Source organism: Streptomyces sp. NBC_00316 (genome assembly GCF_036158715.1).
Lineage (GTDB): Bacteria > Actinomycetota > Actinomycetes > Streptomycetales > Streptomycetaceae > Streptomyces.
Genome location: NZ_CP108023.1, coordinates 1,173,550 through 1,190,355 on the forward strand (window position 1 = coordinate 1,173,550; position 16,806 = coordinate 1,190,355).

At 70.1% G+C, this 16,806-nt stretch carries 10 protein-coding genes and 1 pseudogene; 7 read left to right on the forward strand and 4 right to left on the reverse strand.

Annotation, left to right across the window (positions count from 1 at the left end):
• Window positions 1–15: 15 nt before the first annotated feature.
• Both OG878_RS05380 and OG878_RS05385 read right to left on the reverse strand, forming a co-directional pair.
• A complete protein-coding gene (locus OG878_RS05380; protein WP_328885688.1) occupies window positions 16–396 on the reverse strand; it encodes a hypothetical protein in 381 nt (126 codons plus the stop codon).
• A gap of 205 nt (window positions 397–601) precedes the next feature.
• Window positions 602–1,060: an ATP-binding protein gene (locus OG878_RS05385; protein WP_328885689.1), complete on the reverse strand. Its 459-nt coding sequence runs from the start codon at window positions 1,058–1,060 to the stop codon at window positions 602–604.
• A 314-nt stretch (window positions 1,061–1,374) separates the two neighbouring features.
• On the opposite strand from OG878_RS05385, the gene OG878_RS05390 reads away from it, so the two are divergent.
• The 6 genes and pseudogenes from OG878_RS05390 to OG878_RS05415 all read left to right on the forward strand — a co-directional run bounded on the left by OG878_RS05390 (window position 1,375) and on the right by OG878_RS05415 (window position 9,493).
• Window positions 1,375–2,241 carry a helix-turn-helix domain-containing protein gene (locus OG878_RS05390; protein ID WP_328885690.1) on the forward strand — a complete coding sequence of 289 codons (867 nt, stop codon included), beginning with the start codon at window positions 1,375–1,377 and terminating at the stop codon, window positions 2,239–2,241.
• Window positions 2,242–2,270: 29 nt separating this feature from the next.
• The gene (locus OG878_RS05395) at window positions 2,271–2,489 is read left to right on the forward strand and encodes a DUF397 domain-containing protein (RefSeq protein ID WP_443049235.1); all 219 of its coding nucleotides are present in this window, start codon (window positions 2,271–2,273) and stop codon (window positions 2,487–2,489) included.
• A gap of 85 nt (window positions 2,490–2,574) precedes the next feature.
• Window positions 2,575–3,390, forward strand: a complete 816-nt coding sequence (locus OG878_RS05400; RefSeq protein WP_328885692.1) for an SAM-dependent methyltransferase — start codon at window positions 2,575–2,577, stop codon at window positions 3,388–3,390.
• A gap of 313 nt (window positions 3,391–3,703) precedes the next feature.
• The gene (locus OG878_RS05405) at window positions 3,704–7,111 is read left to right on the forward strand and encodes a protein kinase domain-containing protein (RefSeq protein WP_328885693.1); all 3,408 of its coding nucleotides are present in this window, start codon (window positions 3,704–3,706) and stop codon (window positions 7,109–7,111) included.
• 69 nt (window positions 7,112–7,180) lie between these two features.
• Entirely contained in the window at window positions 7,181–8,185 is a 1,005-nt protein-coding gene (locus tag OG878_RS05410) for a hypothetical protein (protein ID WP_328885694.1), read from the forward strand.
• Window positions 8,186–8,292: 107 nt separating this feature from the next.
• Window positions 8,293–9,493 (forward strand): annotated as a pseudogene (locus OG878_RS05415) (oxygenase MpaB family protein).
• 75 nt (window positions 9,494–9,568) lie between these two features.
• On the opposite strand, the gene OG878_RS05420 reads toward OG878_RS05415, so the two are convergent.
• Complete coding sequence (locus tag OG878_RS05420; RefSeq protein ID WP_328885695.1) at window positions 9,569–10,732, reverse strand: TetR/AcrR family transcriptional regulator; 1,164 nt, start codon at window positions 10,730–10,732, stop codon at window positions 9,569–9,571.
• 214 nt (window positions 10,733–10,946) lie between these two features.
• Here OG878_RS05420 and OG878_RS05425 point away from each other — a divergent pair, with 214 nt between their 5' ends.
• A complete protein-coding gene (locus tag OG878_RS05425) occupies window positions 10,947–12,533 on the forward strand; it encodes a long-chain-fatty-acid--CoA ligase (protein WP_328885696.1) in 1,587 nt (528 codons plus the stop codon).
• 147 nt (window positions 12,534–12,680) lie between these two features.
• Here the strand turns inward: OG878_RS05425 and OG878_RS05430 are convergent, their stop codons facing one another.
• A complete protein-coding gene (locus OG878_RS05430) occupies window positions 12,681–16,763 on the reverse strand; it encodes a discoidin domain-containing protein (RefSeq protein ID WP_328885697.1) in 4,083 nt (1,360 codons plus the stop codon).
• Window positions 16,764–16,806: the final 43 nt, after the last annotated feature.

Consider the following 16,806-nt stretch of genomic DNA (forward strand, 5'->3'; position numbering starts at 1 on the left):
CATCGCCGAGCGGGATCACAGGACCTCGTCACTCCTCGAAGACAGGGGCGCCCAGGTGTACTGGACGCGCACGCCGTGGTCGTGGAGCCAGGCGGTCTCACGGTGCCGGAGTTCGTGCGCGGACTCCGGGGCAATGGCGCTGGGCCAGCGGACGAGTACCGCGGTGACATGGCCTGTCTGTGCCAGCTGTCTCACACGCCGCCACCCTCTGCGCTGGGCCGGGTCGGGCTCACCGTATGTGTCGGTGACGACCTCGGCGATCGCGAGTCCGCGCTCCCGGGCGAACGCGTGGCCTTCTGTCTGCGCGCGCTGCGTGGCTGCCCCGGGCGCGCCCCGGGCGCGGTCGGCGCATACGTACAGCACGACAGGAGGAGCGGTTTCGCTGTGGGGGGTCATGGGCGCCTTCTGTGGGTGGATCGAGGAGAAGGGTTTCCTTGCCGCGTGAAGAGGACGTGGCGTGGCCGTGCGGTGCCGATGGCGGTCTCTGCCGTTGGACGGGGGAACGGGTCCGGTGCGCAGCAGGCCGGGCCCGGCCACGCTGCATCCATGCTGTCGCTGCCGGGGCGGGCGCCACATTCGGCGCCGGCCGGTGCCCATGGCGTCATGGGTGAGCCGTCAACTCTGCCCAGACGACCTTGCCTTCGCCCCGCGTCGAGCGTGCGGAGCCCCAGCGGTCCGCGAGTTGCTGGACGAGGAACAGGCCTCGCCCACTCTCCTCGCCGATGCCGGCGTGGTGCTCGGGCGGGCGGACCGGGGTGCGGCCGTCGTCGTGGAGTTCGATACGCAGGCACCGCTCGTCGCCGGTCAGCGTGAGACCACACAGGACATGACCGCTGTCGGTGTGGAGTACAGCATTCGTGGTCAGCTCGGAGACCAGCAGCACCGCGTCGCACAATGCATCGCCGGGCACCTTCCAGGCACGGAGCCGCTCGCGCACGGTGTCGCGGGCGGATCTCGCGCTGGTGCGCAGGCCGGGCAGGCCGAACCAGTACTCCCGACGAGGCACGGTCGTGACCGAGGCGGGGGTCACGGCCGGGGCCGAGGGCGTGGGCAGAGTCACGGATGTCGCCTTCCAGTGCCTTCCGGGGGCGGGCGCGGTGTGGGCATGCGGGCTGCAGCTCGAACGGTGCGAGGCGTGTGCCGAGGCAGGCGTCCTGCGGTGGGGTGCCGACGACGGCATCGGCATCACGCCTCCCGTCCGGGCCGGATGCCGAGTCCGAGCTGTGACTTGACCGCTCACATGTCAACTATGCGCGTGATCACGCTCACGCTGCAACCGACTCGCTGATAATTTCAGCAGTCGTGTATCACCCTGGCGTCGTCATCAAGTCACTGCCAGAATGGCACCGTTGATGATCCCTCAGGAGGTTGGGCGTGAGCGAAGCCCGTTCCGGCACCAGCGCGCCGACAGTCCTGCGCATGATCCTCGGCCGCCGGCTGCAGGACATGCGGCTCGGCGCCGGCGCCTCGCTGGAGGACGCGGCAAAAGCTCTGCGCGTGAAGACCCTGACGATCCGCCGGCTGGAAAAGGCCGAGGTCGCGCTGAAGCCTCTCTACGTGGAGAAGCTCCTGGAGACCTACGGCGCGGACCGCCAGGAGATCGACGAGTTCGTCGACCTGGCCGAGCAGGCCAACGAGCCCGGCTGGTGGCACTCCTACCGCGACGTCGTCCCCAGTTGGTTCACCGCCTACGTCAGCCTGGAGACCGGCGCCAAGACCCTGCGCACCTATGAACCCCAGTACGTCACCGGCCTTCTGCAGACCGCCGACTACGCGCGCGCCGTGCTGCGCGGCGGGTTGCCGAACGGCAGCGAGGAGGAGCTCGCACGCCGAGTGGAGCTGCGGCTGCACCGCCAGAGCCTGCTGGAGAAGTCGGACGCCCCCACGTTGTGGGTGGTCATGGAGGAAGCCGTCCTGCACCGGACGGTGGGCAGCCCTGACGTGATGCGGGAGCAGATCGAGCGGCTCCTGGACGTGTCCGAGCTCGCGCATGTCAGCCTCGACATCGTGCCCTTCGCCGCGGGTGCGCATGTCGGTGCTTGCGCCCCGTTCACGTATTTCCGGTTCGAGGCACCCGAGCTGCCGGACATCGTCTACAGCGAACTCCTGTCCGCCTCCGTCTACTTGGACCAGCGCGCGGATGTAGTCGCCCATCTCGAGGCGCATTCCCGTATGGCGCTGCTGACGTCGTCCGAGGTCAGCAGGGCGCTCTTGAACCGCATGCGCAAGGAGTACTCGTGACGATCACCGACGAGGGCGTATACAACGGGATGCCGGCCCGCGACCTCGGGGAGCAGGGCTGGGAGCGTCCCTGGAGCGGGCCGAACGGCGGCCAGTGCGTCGAGGCGAAGCTGCTCGCCGACGGCCGCGTGGCCGTAAGGCAGTCGACCGACCCGGCCGGACCGGCGCTGATCTACACGCCGGAGGAGATCGCCGCGTTCGTCCGCGGGGTCAAGGAGGGCCTGGCCGATCACTTGGCCGCCGGGTGAACCGGCGGCGGGCAGCAGGAGGGACGACGACACCGGTCCCGTCCCTGGCCTGCGGGCCGACAGACACACATCTGAAGGGAAGAACATGACCACCAGTCAGGCCGGCCGGGATCTCGACACGAGCAAGGCGCACTCGGCCCGGATGTACGACTACTTCCTCGGCGGCAAGGACCACTTCGAGATCGACAAGGAGGCGGCTCTGGTCGCCGCCCAGGCCCACCCCGGCATCTACGTGACCGCCCGCGAGAACCGGGCGTTCATGCACCGGGCCACCCATGTGCTGGCGCAGGAGCACGGCATCCGCCAGTGGCTGGACATCGGCACGGGCATCCCGACGGAACCCAACCTGCACCAGGTCGCCCAGTCCGTCGCGCTCGATGCCCGCGTCGTGTACGCCGACAACGACCCCCTCGTCCTCAAGTACGCCGAACGCCTCATGCGCAGCACGACGCAGGGACGCACGGCCTACATCGAGGCCGATGTCACCGACCCCGATGCGCTGATGAGCGCCGTGGAAGATTCGAAGGTCCTGGACTTCGACCAGCCCATCGCGCTCTCCCTCAATGCGCTCATGCACTTCATCACCGACCCGCACGACCCGTACGCCATCATCCGCCGGCTGCTCGACCCGCTTCCGGCGGGCAGCGCCCTCGCCATGAACCACTGCACGCCCGACTTCGACCCCGTCACCTGGAACAAGGTCGCGGAGGTCTACACCAAGTCCGGGTCTCCGGTGCAGTTCCGTTCGCACAACGACGTCCGCCGTTTCTTCGACGGGCTCGACCTGATCGAACCCGGCATCGTCTGCTGCCACCGCTGGCGGCCCGCCGGTCCCGCCGACGGGACGGAGCCCGCGGACGCCCAGATCAGCCTGTTGGCGGGCGTAGGCATCAAACGCTGACCGGGGTCAGGCCGACAGTCCGGTCGGCCGGGCACCTGCGTCCGCAGTGCAGTTGACCGCCGTTGACCAAGGGGATATGGGACCTCGAGACACACAAGGTTGTCCTCGAGAGCAGCGCGCAGTTCCTCGGGCCGCCGGGCGAGCCGTGTCGGGTGCGGCCCTGTGCGTGCCGAGAATCATGTCCATGCAGGTCAAGCGGCGTGCTGGTACGCGTGGATCGCTCCGCCGAGGCGGTCGTGTCGGCCCATGCCGAACAAACGATCTCCCTGGCCGGCTCACCGGGCGCCGGTCGTCACCAGCAGGGGGAACCACAGTGAACGCACCCACTTCGTCCGCGGACTGGTCGACCGGTCAGACCGTCGACGGCCGGTACCGCGTGATCGGCGAACTCGGCCGCGGCGGGATGGGCGTCGTGCACCGGGTCCGGCATCTTGCCTGGGGCGTCGACATGGCAGTGAAGAGCTCGCGCCCTGAGCTGTTCCGCGGCCCTGGCGATCAGGAGATGTTCGTGAGGGAAGCCGAGGCATGGGTGTCCCTCGGGCTGCATCCGAACGTCTGCGCCTGCCACTACGTGCGGGTCATCGACGGTGTCCCCCGCGTCTTCGCCGAGTACGTCGACGGCGGCAGCCTGGCGGAGTGGATCTCCGACGGCCGGCTCTACACCGGGGACGCCCGGCAGGTCCTCGCCCGCGTTCTCGACACGGCGGTCCAAGCGGCCCGCGGGCTCGAACACGCCCATGGCAGAGGCCTGGTGCACCAGGACGTGAAGCCGGCCAACATCCTGCTCGACAACGCGGGCGCCGCGAAGATCACCGACTTCGGCCTCGCCCGGTCCAAGGCCTCCGTGGCCCCAGCGGGGCTCGAAACGGCGCCGGGGGCCAGCGTTCTGGTGCCGTCGGGCGGCATGACGGTCGGCTATGCCTCTCCGGAGCAGCTCGCGGGTCAGCCCGTCGGGCGGCGCAGTGACGTCTACAGTTTCGCGGTCTCGGTCCTCGAGATGTTCACCGGTGGCGCGCACTGGTCGTCCGGTGCGGTCGCCGGTATGGCGCTGGAGCAGTACCTGGCCGACCCCCCGAATCCGGTCGCTGTGCCGGAGCGGGTCGCCGATCTGCTCCGGCACTGCTTGCGGCAGGACCCGGCCGACCGGTTGTCCTCGATGGCTCGGATCGCGGACGAGCTGGCCAAAATATACGAGCACGAGACGGGCACGACATATCCGCGTCGGGCACCGCAGGAGGCCGATCTACGCGCCGACGAGCTCAACAACCGTGGCCTCTCACTCCTGGACCTGGGCCGGGTCGCCGACGCCGAGCAGGCTTTCGCCCAGGCGCTCGCGGTCGATCCGCACCACGCCGGGGCCGTGTACAACGGCGGCCTGCTGCGGTGGCGGACAGGTGCGATCACCGATGTCGAACTCGTCGCCCGGCTGGAGGCGATCCCGCAGGAATCCGACTCCTCCGGCTCCCCCGGCTCCTACTGGCAGGTGCGGCTGCACCTGGCCCGTGTCCACCTCGAACGCGGTGATCTCGAAGCGGCCCATGTCCTCCACAGCCTCGCGCGCGAACGGCCCGACCATGCAGAAGTGCAGGCGGCGCTGGAGGCCGCGTCTTCGGGGAGCGTGGCCGATGCCCGCCTCACGAAGATCCGCGCGCTGAGCGAGCCGTACGAGGTGCCGGGCGCACCGGTGCGGCTTCTCGCTCGGCACGAGGTGGGCGGCTACTTCCCGGTCCGGTTCACTCCCGACGGGCGCCTCGCGATGACCGGTCACTGGGACGGCGCGCTCCGGCTGTGGGACACGGCGACCGGCGAGCTGCGGCGGACGCTCCGGGGACACCGCAGACAGGTGCAGGGCGTCGACCTCACCCCCGACGGGGCGTACGCGCTGTCCACGAGCCGCGACGGCACGGTTCGGTTCTGGGATCTGACCACCGGCCGGTGTTCCCGCGTCATGCGGGCGGGCTCCGGCACCACACGGCATCCGATCAGGTTGAGCGCCGACGGACGCGTGGGCGTGTGGGTCGGCGAGGACGGGCGCGTCCAGGTCTGGGACCCGTGGACCGGAACCTGCCGCTGGTCACTCCGGAAGCCGCTCAGGGCCGTGCTGGACGACTCACTGTACGAGGTGAGCGCCGACGGGCGTCACGTGCTCACTGCCGAGGAGGGCGGCGCGCGGCTGTGGAGGCTGGCCGATGGCCGGTCGCGTGCGATGGCCGCGGGCTCGCCGGCGCATTCGATGTGCTTCAGTCCCGACGGACGCCTTGCCGCGGTCGGTGACAGGGACCGGGTGATCCGGCTGTGGGACGTGGTGGACGGCCGGCAGCTGCGCACCTTGACCGGGCACACCGGGGCGCCCCACCACCTGGCGCTGAGCAACAGCGGGCGCCTGCTGCTCTCCGGGTCGACCGCGGACAACACCGTCCGGGTCTGGGAGCTGGACAGTGGCCGGTGCCTGCGGACCTTCGGCGTCGGCCGGGGAGGAGTGCGTCACGTCGGGTTCCCGGACGCCGACGACCGGTTCGGCTTCTCCGTCGATCAGCAGCTCAGCCCGCCCATGCGCCGCTGGCGGCTGCCCGGCGCCGGGTACGCCGCCGAGCCACAGGTGATCAAGCCGCGCGAGTACGCCGAGGTCAGCCGGCTCGGCGGCCTGGCCGAAAAACTGCTCGCCCAAGCACATCAGGCGATGTCGAGCGGGCAACACCGGTCCGCCTTGGGCCTGTTGATCAGCGCCCGGGCGATACCCGGATACGAGCGCGCGCCACAGCTCCTGGCCGCCTGGCACGAACTGGGCCGCTCGGCCCGCCATGTGGAGCTCCGCGCGGCCTGGTCGCGGCCACTGGACGCCGGCCACCTCTCCTACGGCGCCATCACCGCGATCGGTGTCGCCGCCGGTGCCCGACTCGCCGTCAGCGGCCAGGGCGACGGCACCATCCGGGTCTGGGATCTGGACCGCGGCGCGTGCACGCGGATCCTCGACGACCATCGGGGCAGGGTGGGCGAGGTGGCGTTGAGCGACGACGGCCGACACGTCCTGTGCTACGCCACCAATCCGCTCGCGATCACCCGATGGCGGCTGGAAGACGGCGAGCGCCGTCAACTGACTCCGGACCGGGACATGACGCGGACCGTCATGTTCACCGGCGACCGGAGGCACGCCTGGTTCGGCAGCGGAGACGGTGCCGTCCGCCGGTGGGATCTGGATGACGACCGCTGCGTCGGGGCCACCGGACCCAGCGGCCCGGTCAACGTGATCTCCACCTCCGCGGACGCACGGCTCGCGGCTGTCGGCGACACCCGAGGTGTGGTCCGCCTGTGGGACCTCGGCGCCGGAACGTGCCTGAGAACCTGGGCAGGACCCGCACACCCGATCCTGGCGGCGTGCCTGAGCGCCGATGGCCGCCTGGCCATGTCCACGTGCATGGACGACGCGCGGATCCGGTTGTGGGACGCCGGGACCGAGCGATGCCTGCGCGAGTTCGAGGGGCACGAGGGCTGGGTCTCGGCCGTGCGCTTCACTCCCGACGCCCGGTTCGCGTTCTCGGCGGGCCACGACAAGACCGTACGGATGTGGGAGGTCGCGAGCGGACGCTGCCTGCACGTCCTCGAGGGACACCAGGAGCGCATCAGATACCTCGAACTCACCGCCGACCTGCGCAACCTGGTGTCGGCGGGCGACGACGGCATCCGGCTCTGGCAACTCGACTGGGAGCTGACGGCCGACTGAGCCCGAGCAGGCCGTCGGCGCCATGACTTCGTGGTACCGGACGCAGGAGGGAACGCATGGCAGGACGCCATGACCGCGATGGAGGCGGCGCTCACCTCGGCCCGCACCGACCGGGCCTCCGCGCAGCAGCTTCTCGGCCCGCTCACCGGCGGCTGCCGCACCCTCGACGGCTTCGAGCAGAGACGCTCCTATCTGTCCAGGCCCTGTGCTCGTATGGCTACGACGAACGGACATGTAGCGCTGTGTGACAGCTGTGTCGCACAGCGCCAGTCCGCCCTGGGCCGGGAGGACGAGGCGACGGCCAGTCGCGAACAGGCGACGGAGATCTGGCGGCGGCTCGCGCGAATGAATCCGTCACGCTACCTCTCCCAGCTGGAACGGGAACTGTTCCTCACCGCCACCGCATCGGGCACCAAGGCACCCTCGCCCGCGGCGCTGGCTCGCCTGGAGGAGGCCGTGGAGGTCTGTCGCCAACTGTTTGCCGTGGAGCCCGAATGCGGTCTGCGGCCGGCCGACTCCGAGATCCTGCTCAGCAAGTGGTACGCCGAGAGTGGCGGAGCGGAGGATTCGCTGAAGGTCCTGCGCAGTGGCATGGTCACGCGCCGGAGCGTGGCCGCCGGAAAGCCGTCGACTTTTCTGGACACCCTCGCGCCGCAGCTGGTGATGCCGGCGCGTCAGGAGGCCGCGCTGGGGCACGTCGGCGAAGCGCTTCAGACGTACCAGGACGCCTGTGCGATCTTCGCCCGGACGGAGGCGCCCTCGCGGGAACCGGAGCTGGTGGCGCGGGCGCAGACCCTGGAGTCGGAGGCGAAGGATCACGCCGGTGTGGGCCGGGAGACTCGTCCGTCACCCAAGCGGGCCGAGCGCTCATCGTCGCAGGGCTGGGGGCGCGGGGATCGGGCCTGGCTCCGTGCTCATGCGGGCGCCTCGGTCGTACGGGACTGGTGCGAGTCGGACGCCGTGGCCCTGCGTCCAGCTCCCTGGGGGCGTATCGGCGGGCCGATGACCGAGTCGGTTGCGGCTCCTCGGTCACATCGATGCCCTTGTCGACGCAGACGCACCTCGCTACGTTAATCAGAAATCACATCCGAGGATAATATCTGAAACGGGGTGGTGACCCCAACACCAAGCGACACAAGGCCTGTTGCACCGCCTGACCTACCAGGAAAGCGAGTAAGTCAATGCACAATCTCAGCCGCAGGAGAGTCCTGTTCCTCGGTGCCGCGCTGGGCCTCGTGTGGCACCACCAATGCGTGGGCGTGGTCGCCGACAGGCTCGATCGCCGGAACCGGCGCGGGCACCGACCCGGAATACGTGTGGGACGACGAGGTGGACCAGCTGGTGGCCTCACTCCTCGCCAACGGCCAGGTTCCGGCGGCCAACACCGCGATGGCGTCGTGGGTGAACAACAACGACCCGCTGCCCAGCGGCCTGCCCGCCGACCTCACCGCATACCTGCAGAAGGTCAACAGGCTTCCCTCCTGGGCGGATTCCGGCAAGCTGGCTCGCGCCGCCGACTTCAACCGGCGCAGAGACACCTACCTCTTCATGCTCTACGGGCTCGGCAGCGGGATCATGAGCACCGTGATCCCGCGCGAGGCCAGGAGCGTGTACTGGTCCGCAGGTGGCGCCAACATGAAGGACCGCGCGGCCAAGACGTTCACGTTCGGCTACGACCTGGCCCAGCTGAAGGGCTTCGAGCCGACGGGCCAGTTCGTGGTCACCGCCAACAAGACGCGTCTGGTGCAGGCCGCGGTTCGACACCTGCTGCCGCAGTCGCCGCATTGGGCGGCGGTCTCGAACCAGGAAATCCCGATCAGCAACGCCGACATCCTGGTCACCTTCCACAGCCTGGGCACCTTCGTGCGCAGGAAGCTGCTCGACTGGAAGGTCCCGTTCCCGGCCGAGGACCAGGAAGCCTTCCTGCACAGTTGGCAGGTCGCCCTTCACCTGCTCGGCGTGCGGGACGAGTACATCCCCAGGACGTGGGCCGCCGCGGAAGCGCAATCGGGTCAGGTGCTCACGCCGATCCTCACCCCGACGACCGAGGGCATCGAACTGGCTGAGGACCTGCTGGGGTTGACCGCCCAGGTCGACCTGGGCGTCACGCGCGGATTCCTCAACGAGTTCGTACGCTACGTCCTCAGCAACGAGATCGGCGACTGGCTGGGGCTGAAGCGCGACTACGCCTCGGCGGCCCTGATCCGCACCGGATGGCCGGCCTTCATCCTGTTCCGCGAAGGGCTGTCACCCGTCGTGCCCGGCGCTTTCTACATGTTCGACCAGTTCGTGCGCGCCTTGGCGATGCTGTTCCTCAACAACGGCACGTCCGGGACGACCACCCCCATCGTGATCCCGACGGGGAACAGGCCGACTTCCTGAGTCACCGGACCGATCACACAGGGGGCCGTCTCGCGCGGCGCACCGCCGCGGGACGGGCCTCTGCGCGCTCTGCGCTCAAAGACCCAGGGCACCCACGACCAGACCGGTCACGGCGGCACGGTGACCGGGGCTGTCCTGCCACCGCAGTCTCCGCCCGGCCTCGACCACCACGCCGAACCCGGCGTGCACGAGCACCCGGGCCTGACGCGGGTCCAGCTCCGGGCGGGCCAGTCGCAACTGCTCCTCCCAGACGGCGATGTGCTCACCCTGCGCAAGGACCAAGGGGCGCTGCAGCGCTGCCGGCAGGCCGATCAGCTCGGCTTCGGCAACGCTCGTGAGTGCGGTGTGCTCAAAGCTGTAGGCCACGTACGTCGCCGCCAGCGCGACGACGGCGTCATGCGGATCGGCCACCTCGTGCAGACTCTGGTCCACCGCCTGCTCCAGCAGCCCCGCCGCCTGCAGGCACGCCGCCGCCAGGATGTCGACCTTGCCCGGGTAGTGACGGTAGAGCGCGGACGGGGTCAGCCCCACCGCCTCCGCGATCTGGCCGTTCGTGACGTTGGCGAACCCGTCCCGGGCGAACAGCGGGACGGCGGCCGCGAGGATCTCCGCGCGCCGCGAGCGCGGAACCGGCAGGGCCGGCAGCGCGACGGAGCGCTTGCTCCCGTTGACCAGTACCGGGTCGGTCGCCGCCACGCGCAGGGCACATGTCAACAGCAGTTCCTCGAGCCGGCGTTGCGCGATGGATGTGTGGTGCATCGTGATGGACCCGATCGCGCCGAGAGCCGCCGCGACCCGCAGTTGCTCGTCAGGCAGCGGACACTCGCGCCGTACCGCCTCGGTCACCCGCCCGACGACGTGCGCGAACTTCGCCCTGAGCAGCCGGCGATCCTCGCGGCTGAGGTACCTGGCCTCCCACCGGTACACGCCGCCCGACGCGCGGTGCGCGACGGTGACACGGATGAGGGCGGTGAGTACGTCCGCCGAGGGCGCCTCCGGTGGCATCTCGTCGAGCGCGGCGACGAGTCGGTCCACCACGGCATGCGCGCACTCCGCGAACAGTGCGTACTTGTTCGGGAAGTGCCGGTACACCGCCGCGGCGGTGATGCCCACGCCGACGGCGATCTCCTCCATGGACGCCGCGTGGTACCCGCGCTCACTGAAGCGCCTTCCGGCCGCATCGACGATGAGCTGCCTGCGGTTGCGGGGGCGAGTGGCCGAGGCCGGCTCGGCGGTCATGAACGCACCGGCGAGTGCGGAGACGGAGCCATACGGCCCAGTCAATCACACGTCGAGCCGAGCCCGGGGGCACCTGAGTGCGGACCGCGCGACGGGCGGGCCCCGAGACACGACGCACGTGATTTTTCATTAACAAAACGCTTCTCGACCCGCAGCATGGAGCGGCATAATGCCGCAGCGACCGCCGATCGATACGACACCCGAGGAGTCGCTCATGTCGACAGGTACGGCGCCCGCCTGGTCCTTCCGGCACCACTGGATGTCCCAGGCGGCCACCCACGCGATGATGCGACCCGACAGGCCCGCGCTGCGCCATCTCGGGGAGACCACGACCTGGGCGCAGTTGTCGCGGCGGTCGCTGCAACTGGCCGCCGCGCTCGCCGACCGGGGCGTCGCTGCGGGTGACCGCGTGGCCATGCTCACGCTGAACCATCCATGGTTCGTGGAAAGCGTGTTCGCGGCGAACAGCCTGGGGGCCATGGCCGTCCCGCTCAGCTTCCGGCTCGCACCGCTGGAACTCGACTACATCCTGAGCGACTGCACTCCTTCGGCGATCGTCGTCGACGCACAGCTCCTGCCGCTGCTCAAGGCCGTGCCGAACGCCGCGTCGATCGGCACGGTCGTCGTCATCGGCGAATCGGGCGAGGCCGAGACCGAAGGCCGGAGCGCGTACGAGGAGTTCCTGTCGGCATATGAGCCGATGGAACTGCCGGACGTCAGCGAGGAGTCGACCGCGCTGATCATGTACACCTCGGGCACCACCGGCCGGCCGAAGGGGGTGATGCTGTCCCACCGCAACATGCAGGTGCAGGCGACCACGTGCATCCGCGCGATGGAGATGTTCGACGACTCCGACGTCGGCTTCCTGACGGCGCCCTTCTTCCACATCGCGGGCCTGGGTTCGGTCGCGGCGAACTTCGCGGTCGGCAGCACGGTCGTGATCCATCCCCTGGGGGCCTTCGACCCGCGAGCGGTGCTCGACGCCTATGAACGCGAAGGTGCCACCGTCGTGTTCAACGTTCCGCAGCAGTGGGACCTGATCTGCGCCCAGCCCGGCATCGACAAGCGTGACCTGAAGCTGCGGATCATCAGCTGGGGGGCCGCCCCCGCGAGCGATGCGACCCTGCGCGCCATGAGCGAGAAGTTCCCCGGCGCGCTCAACGTGGCGGTGTTCGGCCAGACCGAGACCTCACCGGTCACCTGCGTGCTCCGTGGGGAGGACTCCCTGCGCAAGCTCGGCTCGGTCGGCCGGCCGATCCCCAGCATCCAGTGCCGCATCGTCGACGAGGACATGAACGACGTCGCCGTGGGCGAGGTCGGTGAGATCGTCTATCGCGGGCCCACACTGATGCAGGGGTACTGGAAGAAGCCGCAGGAGACCGCGGAGGCCTTTCACGGAGGTTGGTTCCACTCCGGTGACCTGGTCAAGCGGGACGACGAGGGCTTCGTCTGGGTGGTCGACCGCAAGAAGGACATGATCATCAGCGGCGGCGAGAACATCTACTGCGCCGAGCTGGAGAACGCCGTGGCCGCGCACCCTTGCGTACGGGAGGTCGCGGTGATCGGCAGGCCCGACGAGCGCTGGGGCCAGGTGCCGGTCGCCTACGTCACCGTCACCCCGGGAGCCGAACTGTCACTGCACGAGCTGACGGAGTTCCTGGAAGGAAAGCTCGCCTCTTTCAAGCGGCCCAAGGACCTCGTGCTGGTCACCGAGCTTCCCCGGAACGCAGGCGGCAAGGTGGTCAAGCCGATGCTCCGCAGCCAGGACGCAGCACACGTGCAAGGACAGGACGAGGGGTGATTCCGCGCCGCAGCCACCCGGCACCGCTCGCCTGCACCTGCTGGACGGGGCAGCCGCTCACCGGCCGCTGACCGGCCCCGTGCCCGGAACGACGGCTGCCCCGGTCCCGGCACGGGGCCGGGCCCGGGGCAGCCGGGGCGGTGCGGCTCAGCCGCGCAGTACCGCGACCGGGCCGTTGTACGCCTCGGCCGTGAGCACCGGGTGCCGGGAGTCGCACGCCCCGGCCGGCCAGGACACCTGGACCGTGCGGGACTCGCCCGGCAGCAACCACAGGTAGTTGTCGCTGTACAGCGTCGGCAGGACGCGCGGGCCGTGCCTGTCCGCCAGCAGCGACAGCCGGACCATCGCCGCCACCGCCGAGCCGGTGTTGCGGATGACCGCCGACATCTCCCGCCGTTCGCCTGACCGCTTCACCCACGTGGTCAGCCCGGTCAGCCGCACCTGCTTCGCCTTGTTCAGCCCCTGGAGGTCGGCCGTCTCCCGGTAGCGCCAGTAGGTGTTCCGCGACACCTCACGGCCCCGGGCGTCCTCCAGCGTCAGCCGCAGCAGGTGCAGGGCGGGCAAGTCCGCGCCGAACTCGGCGGTGAACGCCTTCGTGGTGCCCGCCCGCGCCACGTCCACCCGCGTCGACCGGCCCTTGCCGAGCTGCCGGCCGGACAGGTCGTACAGCCGGGCCGTGACGGTGGCGCCGCGCAGGTCGGCGGCCGTGTGGTTGACCGCGATCACCTGCCACTTCACCGGGTCGGCCTGCACGTGCAGCGGCTCGCAGGCCGAACGGGCGCCGTAGTAGGTACCGTTCACGTCGAAGTCGTAGTCGTACGTCTGCCAGACCGTGCTGTGCCAGGCCGGGTGGGACATCCACAGCATCAGGCCGGAGGCGTTGTCCCACAGGTTGGCGTTCCACGCCTCGAACATGGCGCGGGTGTTCTCGTAGTTGACGAACTGCGCCTTGCGGGCGAAGTCGTCCAGGCCTGCGGCGCCGCCCAGCCGGGCCTCGATGGCCGCCTTGTAGTTCTGCGGAGCCTGGTTCCCGCGCTCGCTCCAGTCGTGGTAGTACCAGGCGCCCTTGATGGGCCACTCCGGCTCGTCGCCCGTCATGTTCCGGGTGCTCGCCGCGGTGGAGACCACCGGCATGCCGATCTCGGTATGGAAGCCGAAGTCCCGGCTGCCGTACGTCATCGGGTCGAAGTACTTCTCCGGCTCCACCCAGCCGTAGGGACCGCCGCCGGTGATGGTGCCGCCCGCCGAGTTGTTCTGGTAGAGCAGGCCCGGCACCTGCTGCTCCACCGCCTCGCGCATCCCCTTGTCGATGGCGGCCGGCGGATTGCCCTCGTTCGCGCCGCACCACACCACCACGCTCGGGTGGATGCGGTAGCGCAGCACGGTGTCGCGCGCGAGGGAGTTGAACGCCTCGTGGTCCGGCGGATCCATCCCCCACGCGTTCGGGAAGTCGTTCCACACCAGGATGCCGTGCCGGTCGCAGGCCGCGAAGAACTCCTCACGGTCGCTGGAGCCGACCCAGTTGCGGATCATGGTGAAGTTCATGTCGCGGTGCATGCGCACCGCCGCGTCCATCCGCTCGGCCGGCATCCGGCGCAGCAGCTCGTCCCAGCCCCAGTTGCCGCCGCGGGCCAGCACGCGCACGCCGTTGACGGAGATGATCAACGGGTCCGGCGTGTTGGTGACCGTCTTGACGTCGGTCCACTGCTCGCCGTCGACCGAGACCTGGATGACGTACGTCTTCGGGTAGGCCGACTCCCAGACCACGGCCACGCGGTCGAACGTCCGCGCGGAGCCGAGGTCGACCTGGATCCACTGGTGGTCCTCGTAGGCGGAGGACCAGCGGGTGTTCGGGTCGCCGTCGGTGGCGTGCGCGGCCGGGTGGTCCGACTCCTCGGTGGAGGCGGTGGCCTTCTGCCGCAGCGCCAGGTCGGTGCCCGGGTCACTGCGGTCCACGACCCCGAACGCCCACAGCGAGTTGCCCCAGCTGGTGTTGCGCAGACCGCAGTTCAGCCGGACATAGCGGGCGGTACGCCGGTCGAAGTCCTCCACCTGGAGGCTCGCGTTGCCGTTGTTGAACGGCAGCGGCACCGCGCCGTTGTCCACCGCCTTCACGTCGGTCCAGTCCGAGCCGTCCTGTGAGACCTGCACGGTGAACGACTTCGCGTACGCCTGCTCCCAGGTCAGGTCGACCCGGTCGAAGGACTGGGAGGTGCCGAGGTCGACCCGGATCCACTGGTCGTCCTCGTAGGCCGAGGACCAGCGGGTGCCGGCGTCGCCGTCGGTGGCGTTGCCCGCGCCGTTCCCGTCGTCGCTGGACGCCGTGGCCGGCGCGTGCAGAGCGAGGTCGGTGCCCGCCCGCGTGCTGTCCATCACCGACAGCGTCCACAGCGAGCTGCCCCAGGAGGTGGCCCGGGTCAGGCAGCGGATCCGGACGTGGCGCGCCTGCTGCCGGTCGAAGGTCACGGTCTGCGTGTAGGCGTCGCCGGACGAGGTGAACGCGAGCGGCACCTTGTACTCGTAGCCGAACTGGCGGATGCCGAAGCGGGTGACGCGCCGGTCGCTCTCCTGGCCGCCGACGGTGGCGGTGAGCGTCAGCTCGTGCAGGTCGGCCGCGCCGAGGCCGTTGGGCCACCACAGCTTGGGATTCCGCAGCTTCAGCTCGTGGAACGCGTCCGGGGCGAACACCACGTCGAGGCTCTCACCGGCCTTCACGGTGACGGTCCTCGAGACCCGCACCCCGTCGAACGCGGCGGTGACCGTCGCGCTCCGGTCGGCGGAGTCGGCGTTGCGGACCGGCACGACCACGGTCACCTCGGCCACCGACACGTCCGGCAGCGAGGGCAGCGAGGTGTCCACGCGCGGGTCGCCGATGACGACGTGCCCGGTGGATCTCAGCCGCACGTGGTTCCAGATGCCCGCGCCGCGGTCGCGCACGGCCGGCATCCAGTCCCAGCCCGAGGAGGCCAGGTAGGTCGGGGAGTTGAGGTTCATCTGGTTCGCGCCGGCGTCCACCCAGGCCTCGCCGAGCGGGCCCTTGTCACCCGGGCTGCCGGGCACCGGCATCGGCGTGATCCGCACCGCGAGGGCGTTCTCGCCGCCTGCCGAGAGCAGCTCGGTGACGTCGAAGGCGGCCCGCGCGAACGGGTAGGTCAGATCGCCGGCCTTCTTGCCGTTCAGCCACACGTCGGCCTCGTGGTTGACGCCGTCGAATTCCAGCCACACGTGCCGGCCGGCCCCGGTGCGCAGGTCGCGGGGCAGCGCGAAGTCCCGCTTGTACCACCAGGAGTGGCGCGACAGCGCCTCCGGGACGTGCAGGTTGTTCAGGCCCGCCACCGGGTCCGGCAGCCTGCCCCGCTCCACGAGCGAGCCGAGCACGGTGCCGGGCACGACCGCCGGGAGCCAGGTGCTGGTGTCGACGTTCGTCCGGGACAGCGCGGCGCCGTCCGCGCCGGCCCAGTCGTCCATGGTCAGCCGCCAGCCCGACTCCACCGGCACGGTGCCGTCGCCGGCCACGGTCAGCTTCGGCGCCTCGCGGCGGTCGACGCCCCAGTCGGTCCAGCCGGTGGCGGCGGGACGGCCGCCCTCGGCGGTGCCGTACACCTCGAAGCCGTTGAGGCCGAGCGGCAGCGGGCTGGAGCGCTTCTGGGAGGTCATGCGCACCCAGCGGGCCGGCACCGGGCGCGGGAGCTGAATGTTCACCACGCCGCCGGTGCCCGCCGTGGTGCGGTACACGGTGGTCCAGGACTCCTTGTCCAGGGACGTCTCGACGACGAAGACCAGCGAGTAGCTGGACTGGATCTCCTTGCCGGTGGTGCCGCTGTGCACGTTGCCGGTGGTCGGCGGCGTGTAGACCGGGTCGGAGGCGTCCGCCTCGAAGGTCAGCCGGACCTCCGAGACCTCGCACACCGACTGGAGGTCGACGGATATCCACTGCGGGTCGCCGTCCTCGGCCCGCCAGCCGCTGCCGCGCACGCCGGGCGAGGAGAGGCGGTCAGTGACGAACGAGCCGGGGGTCGCGGCGTAGGCGGTCGAGGAGACCTGGACCGGCCGGTGGAGGGCCAGTTCACCGGGCGTGGTGGCTGAGATGACTGGTGCGCCGGTGGGGGCGGCAGCGGCGGTCGACACGGGCAGCGCGGAGTTGAGGCCGAATCCGGCCAGCAGGGTGGTACCCGTGGTGACGATGGTCCGTCGTGACGGGTGGCGCGACGGACCTGACTGTTCGGTCATGAGTGTGACGTCCCATCAAAATGCGGCGCAAGCCGAACTGACT

What these genes read in the sequence shown, in the direction of transcription:
- OG878_RS05395 (WP_443049235.1), top strand. Translation starts at nt 2,271, where the DNA reads ATGCCGGCCCGCGACCTCGGGGAGCAGGGCTGGGAGCGTCCCTGGAGC.
- OG878_RS05400 (WP_328885692.1), top strand. Translation starts at nt 2,575, where the DNA reads ATGACCACCAGTCAGGCCGGCCGGGATCTCGACACGAGCAAGGCGCAC.
- OG878_RS05420 (WP_328885695.1), bottom strand. Translation starts at nt 10,732, where the DNA reads ATGACCGCCGAGCCGGCCTCGGCCACTCGCCCCCGCAACCGCAGGCAG.
- OG878_RS05380 (WP_328885688.1), bottom strand. Translation starts at nt 396, where the DNA reads ATGACCCCCCACAGCGAAACCGCTCCTCCTGTCGTGCTGTACGTATGC.
- OG878_RS05425 (WP_328885696.1), top strand. Translation starts at nt 10,947, where the DNA reads ATGTCGACAGGTACGGCGCCCGCCTGGTCCTTCCGGCACCACTGGATG.
- OG878_RS05430 (WP_328885697.1), bottom strand. Translation starts at nt 16,763, where the DNA reads ATGACCGAACAGTCAGGTCCGTCGCGCCACCCGTCACGACGGACCATC.
- OG878_RS05410 (WP_328885694.1), top strand. Translation starts at nt 7,181, where the DNA reads ATGACCGCGATGGAGGCGGCGCTCACCTCGGCCCGCACCGACCGGGCC.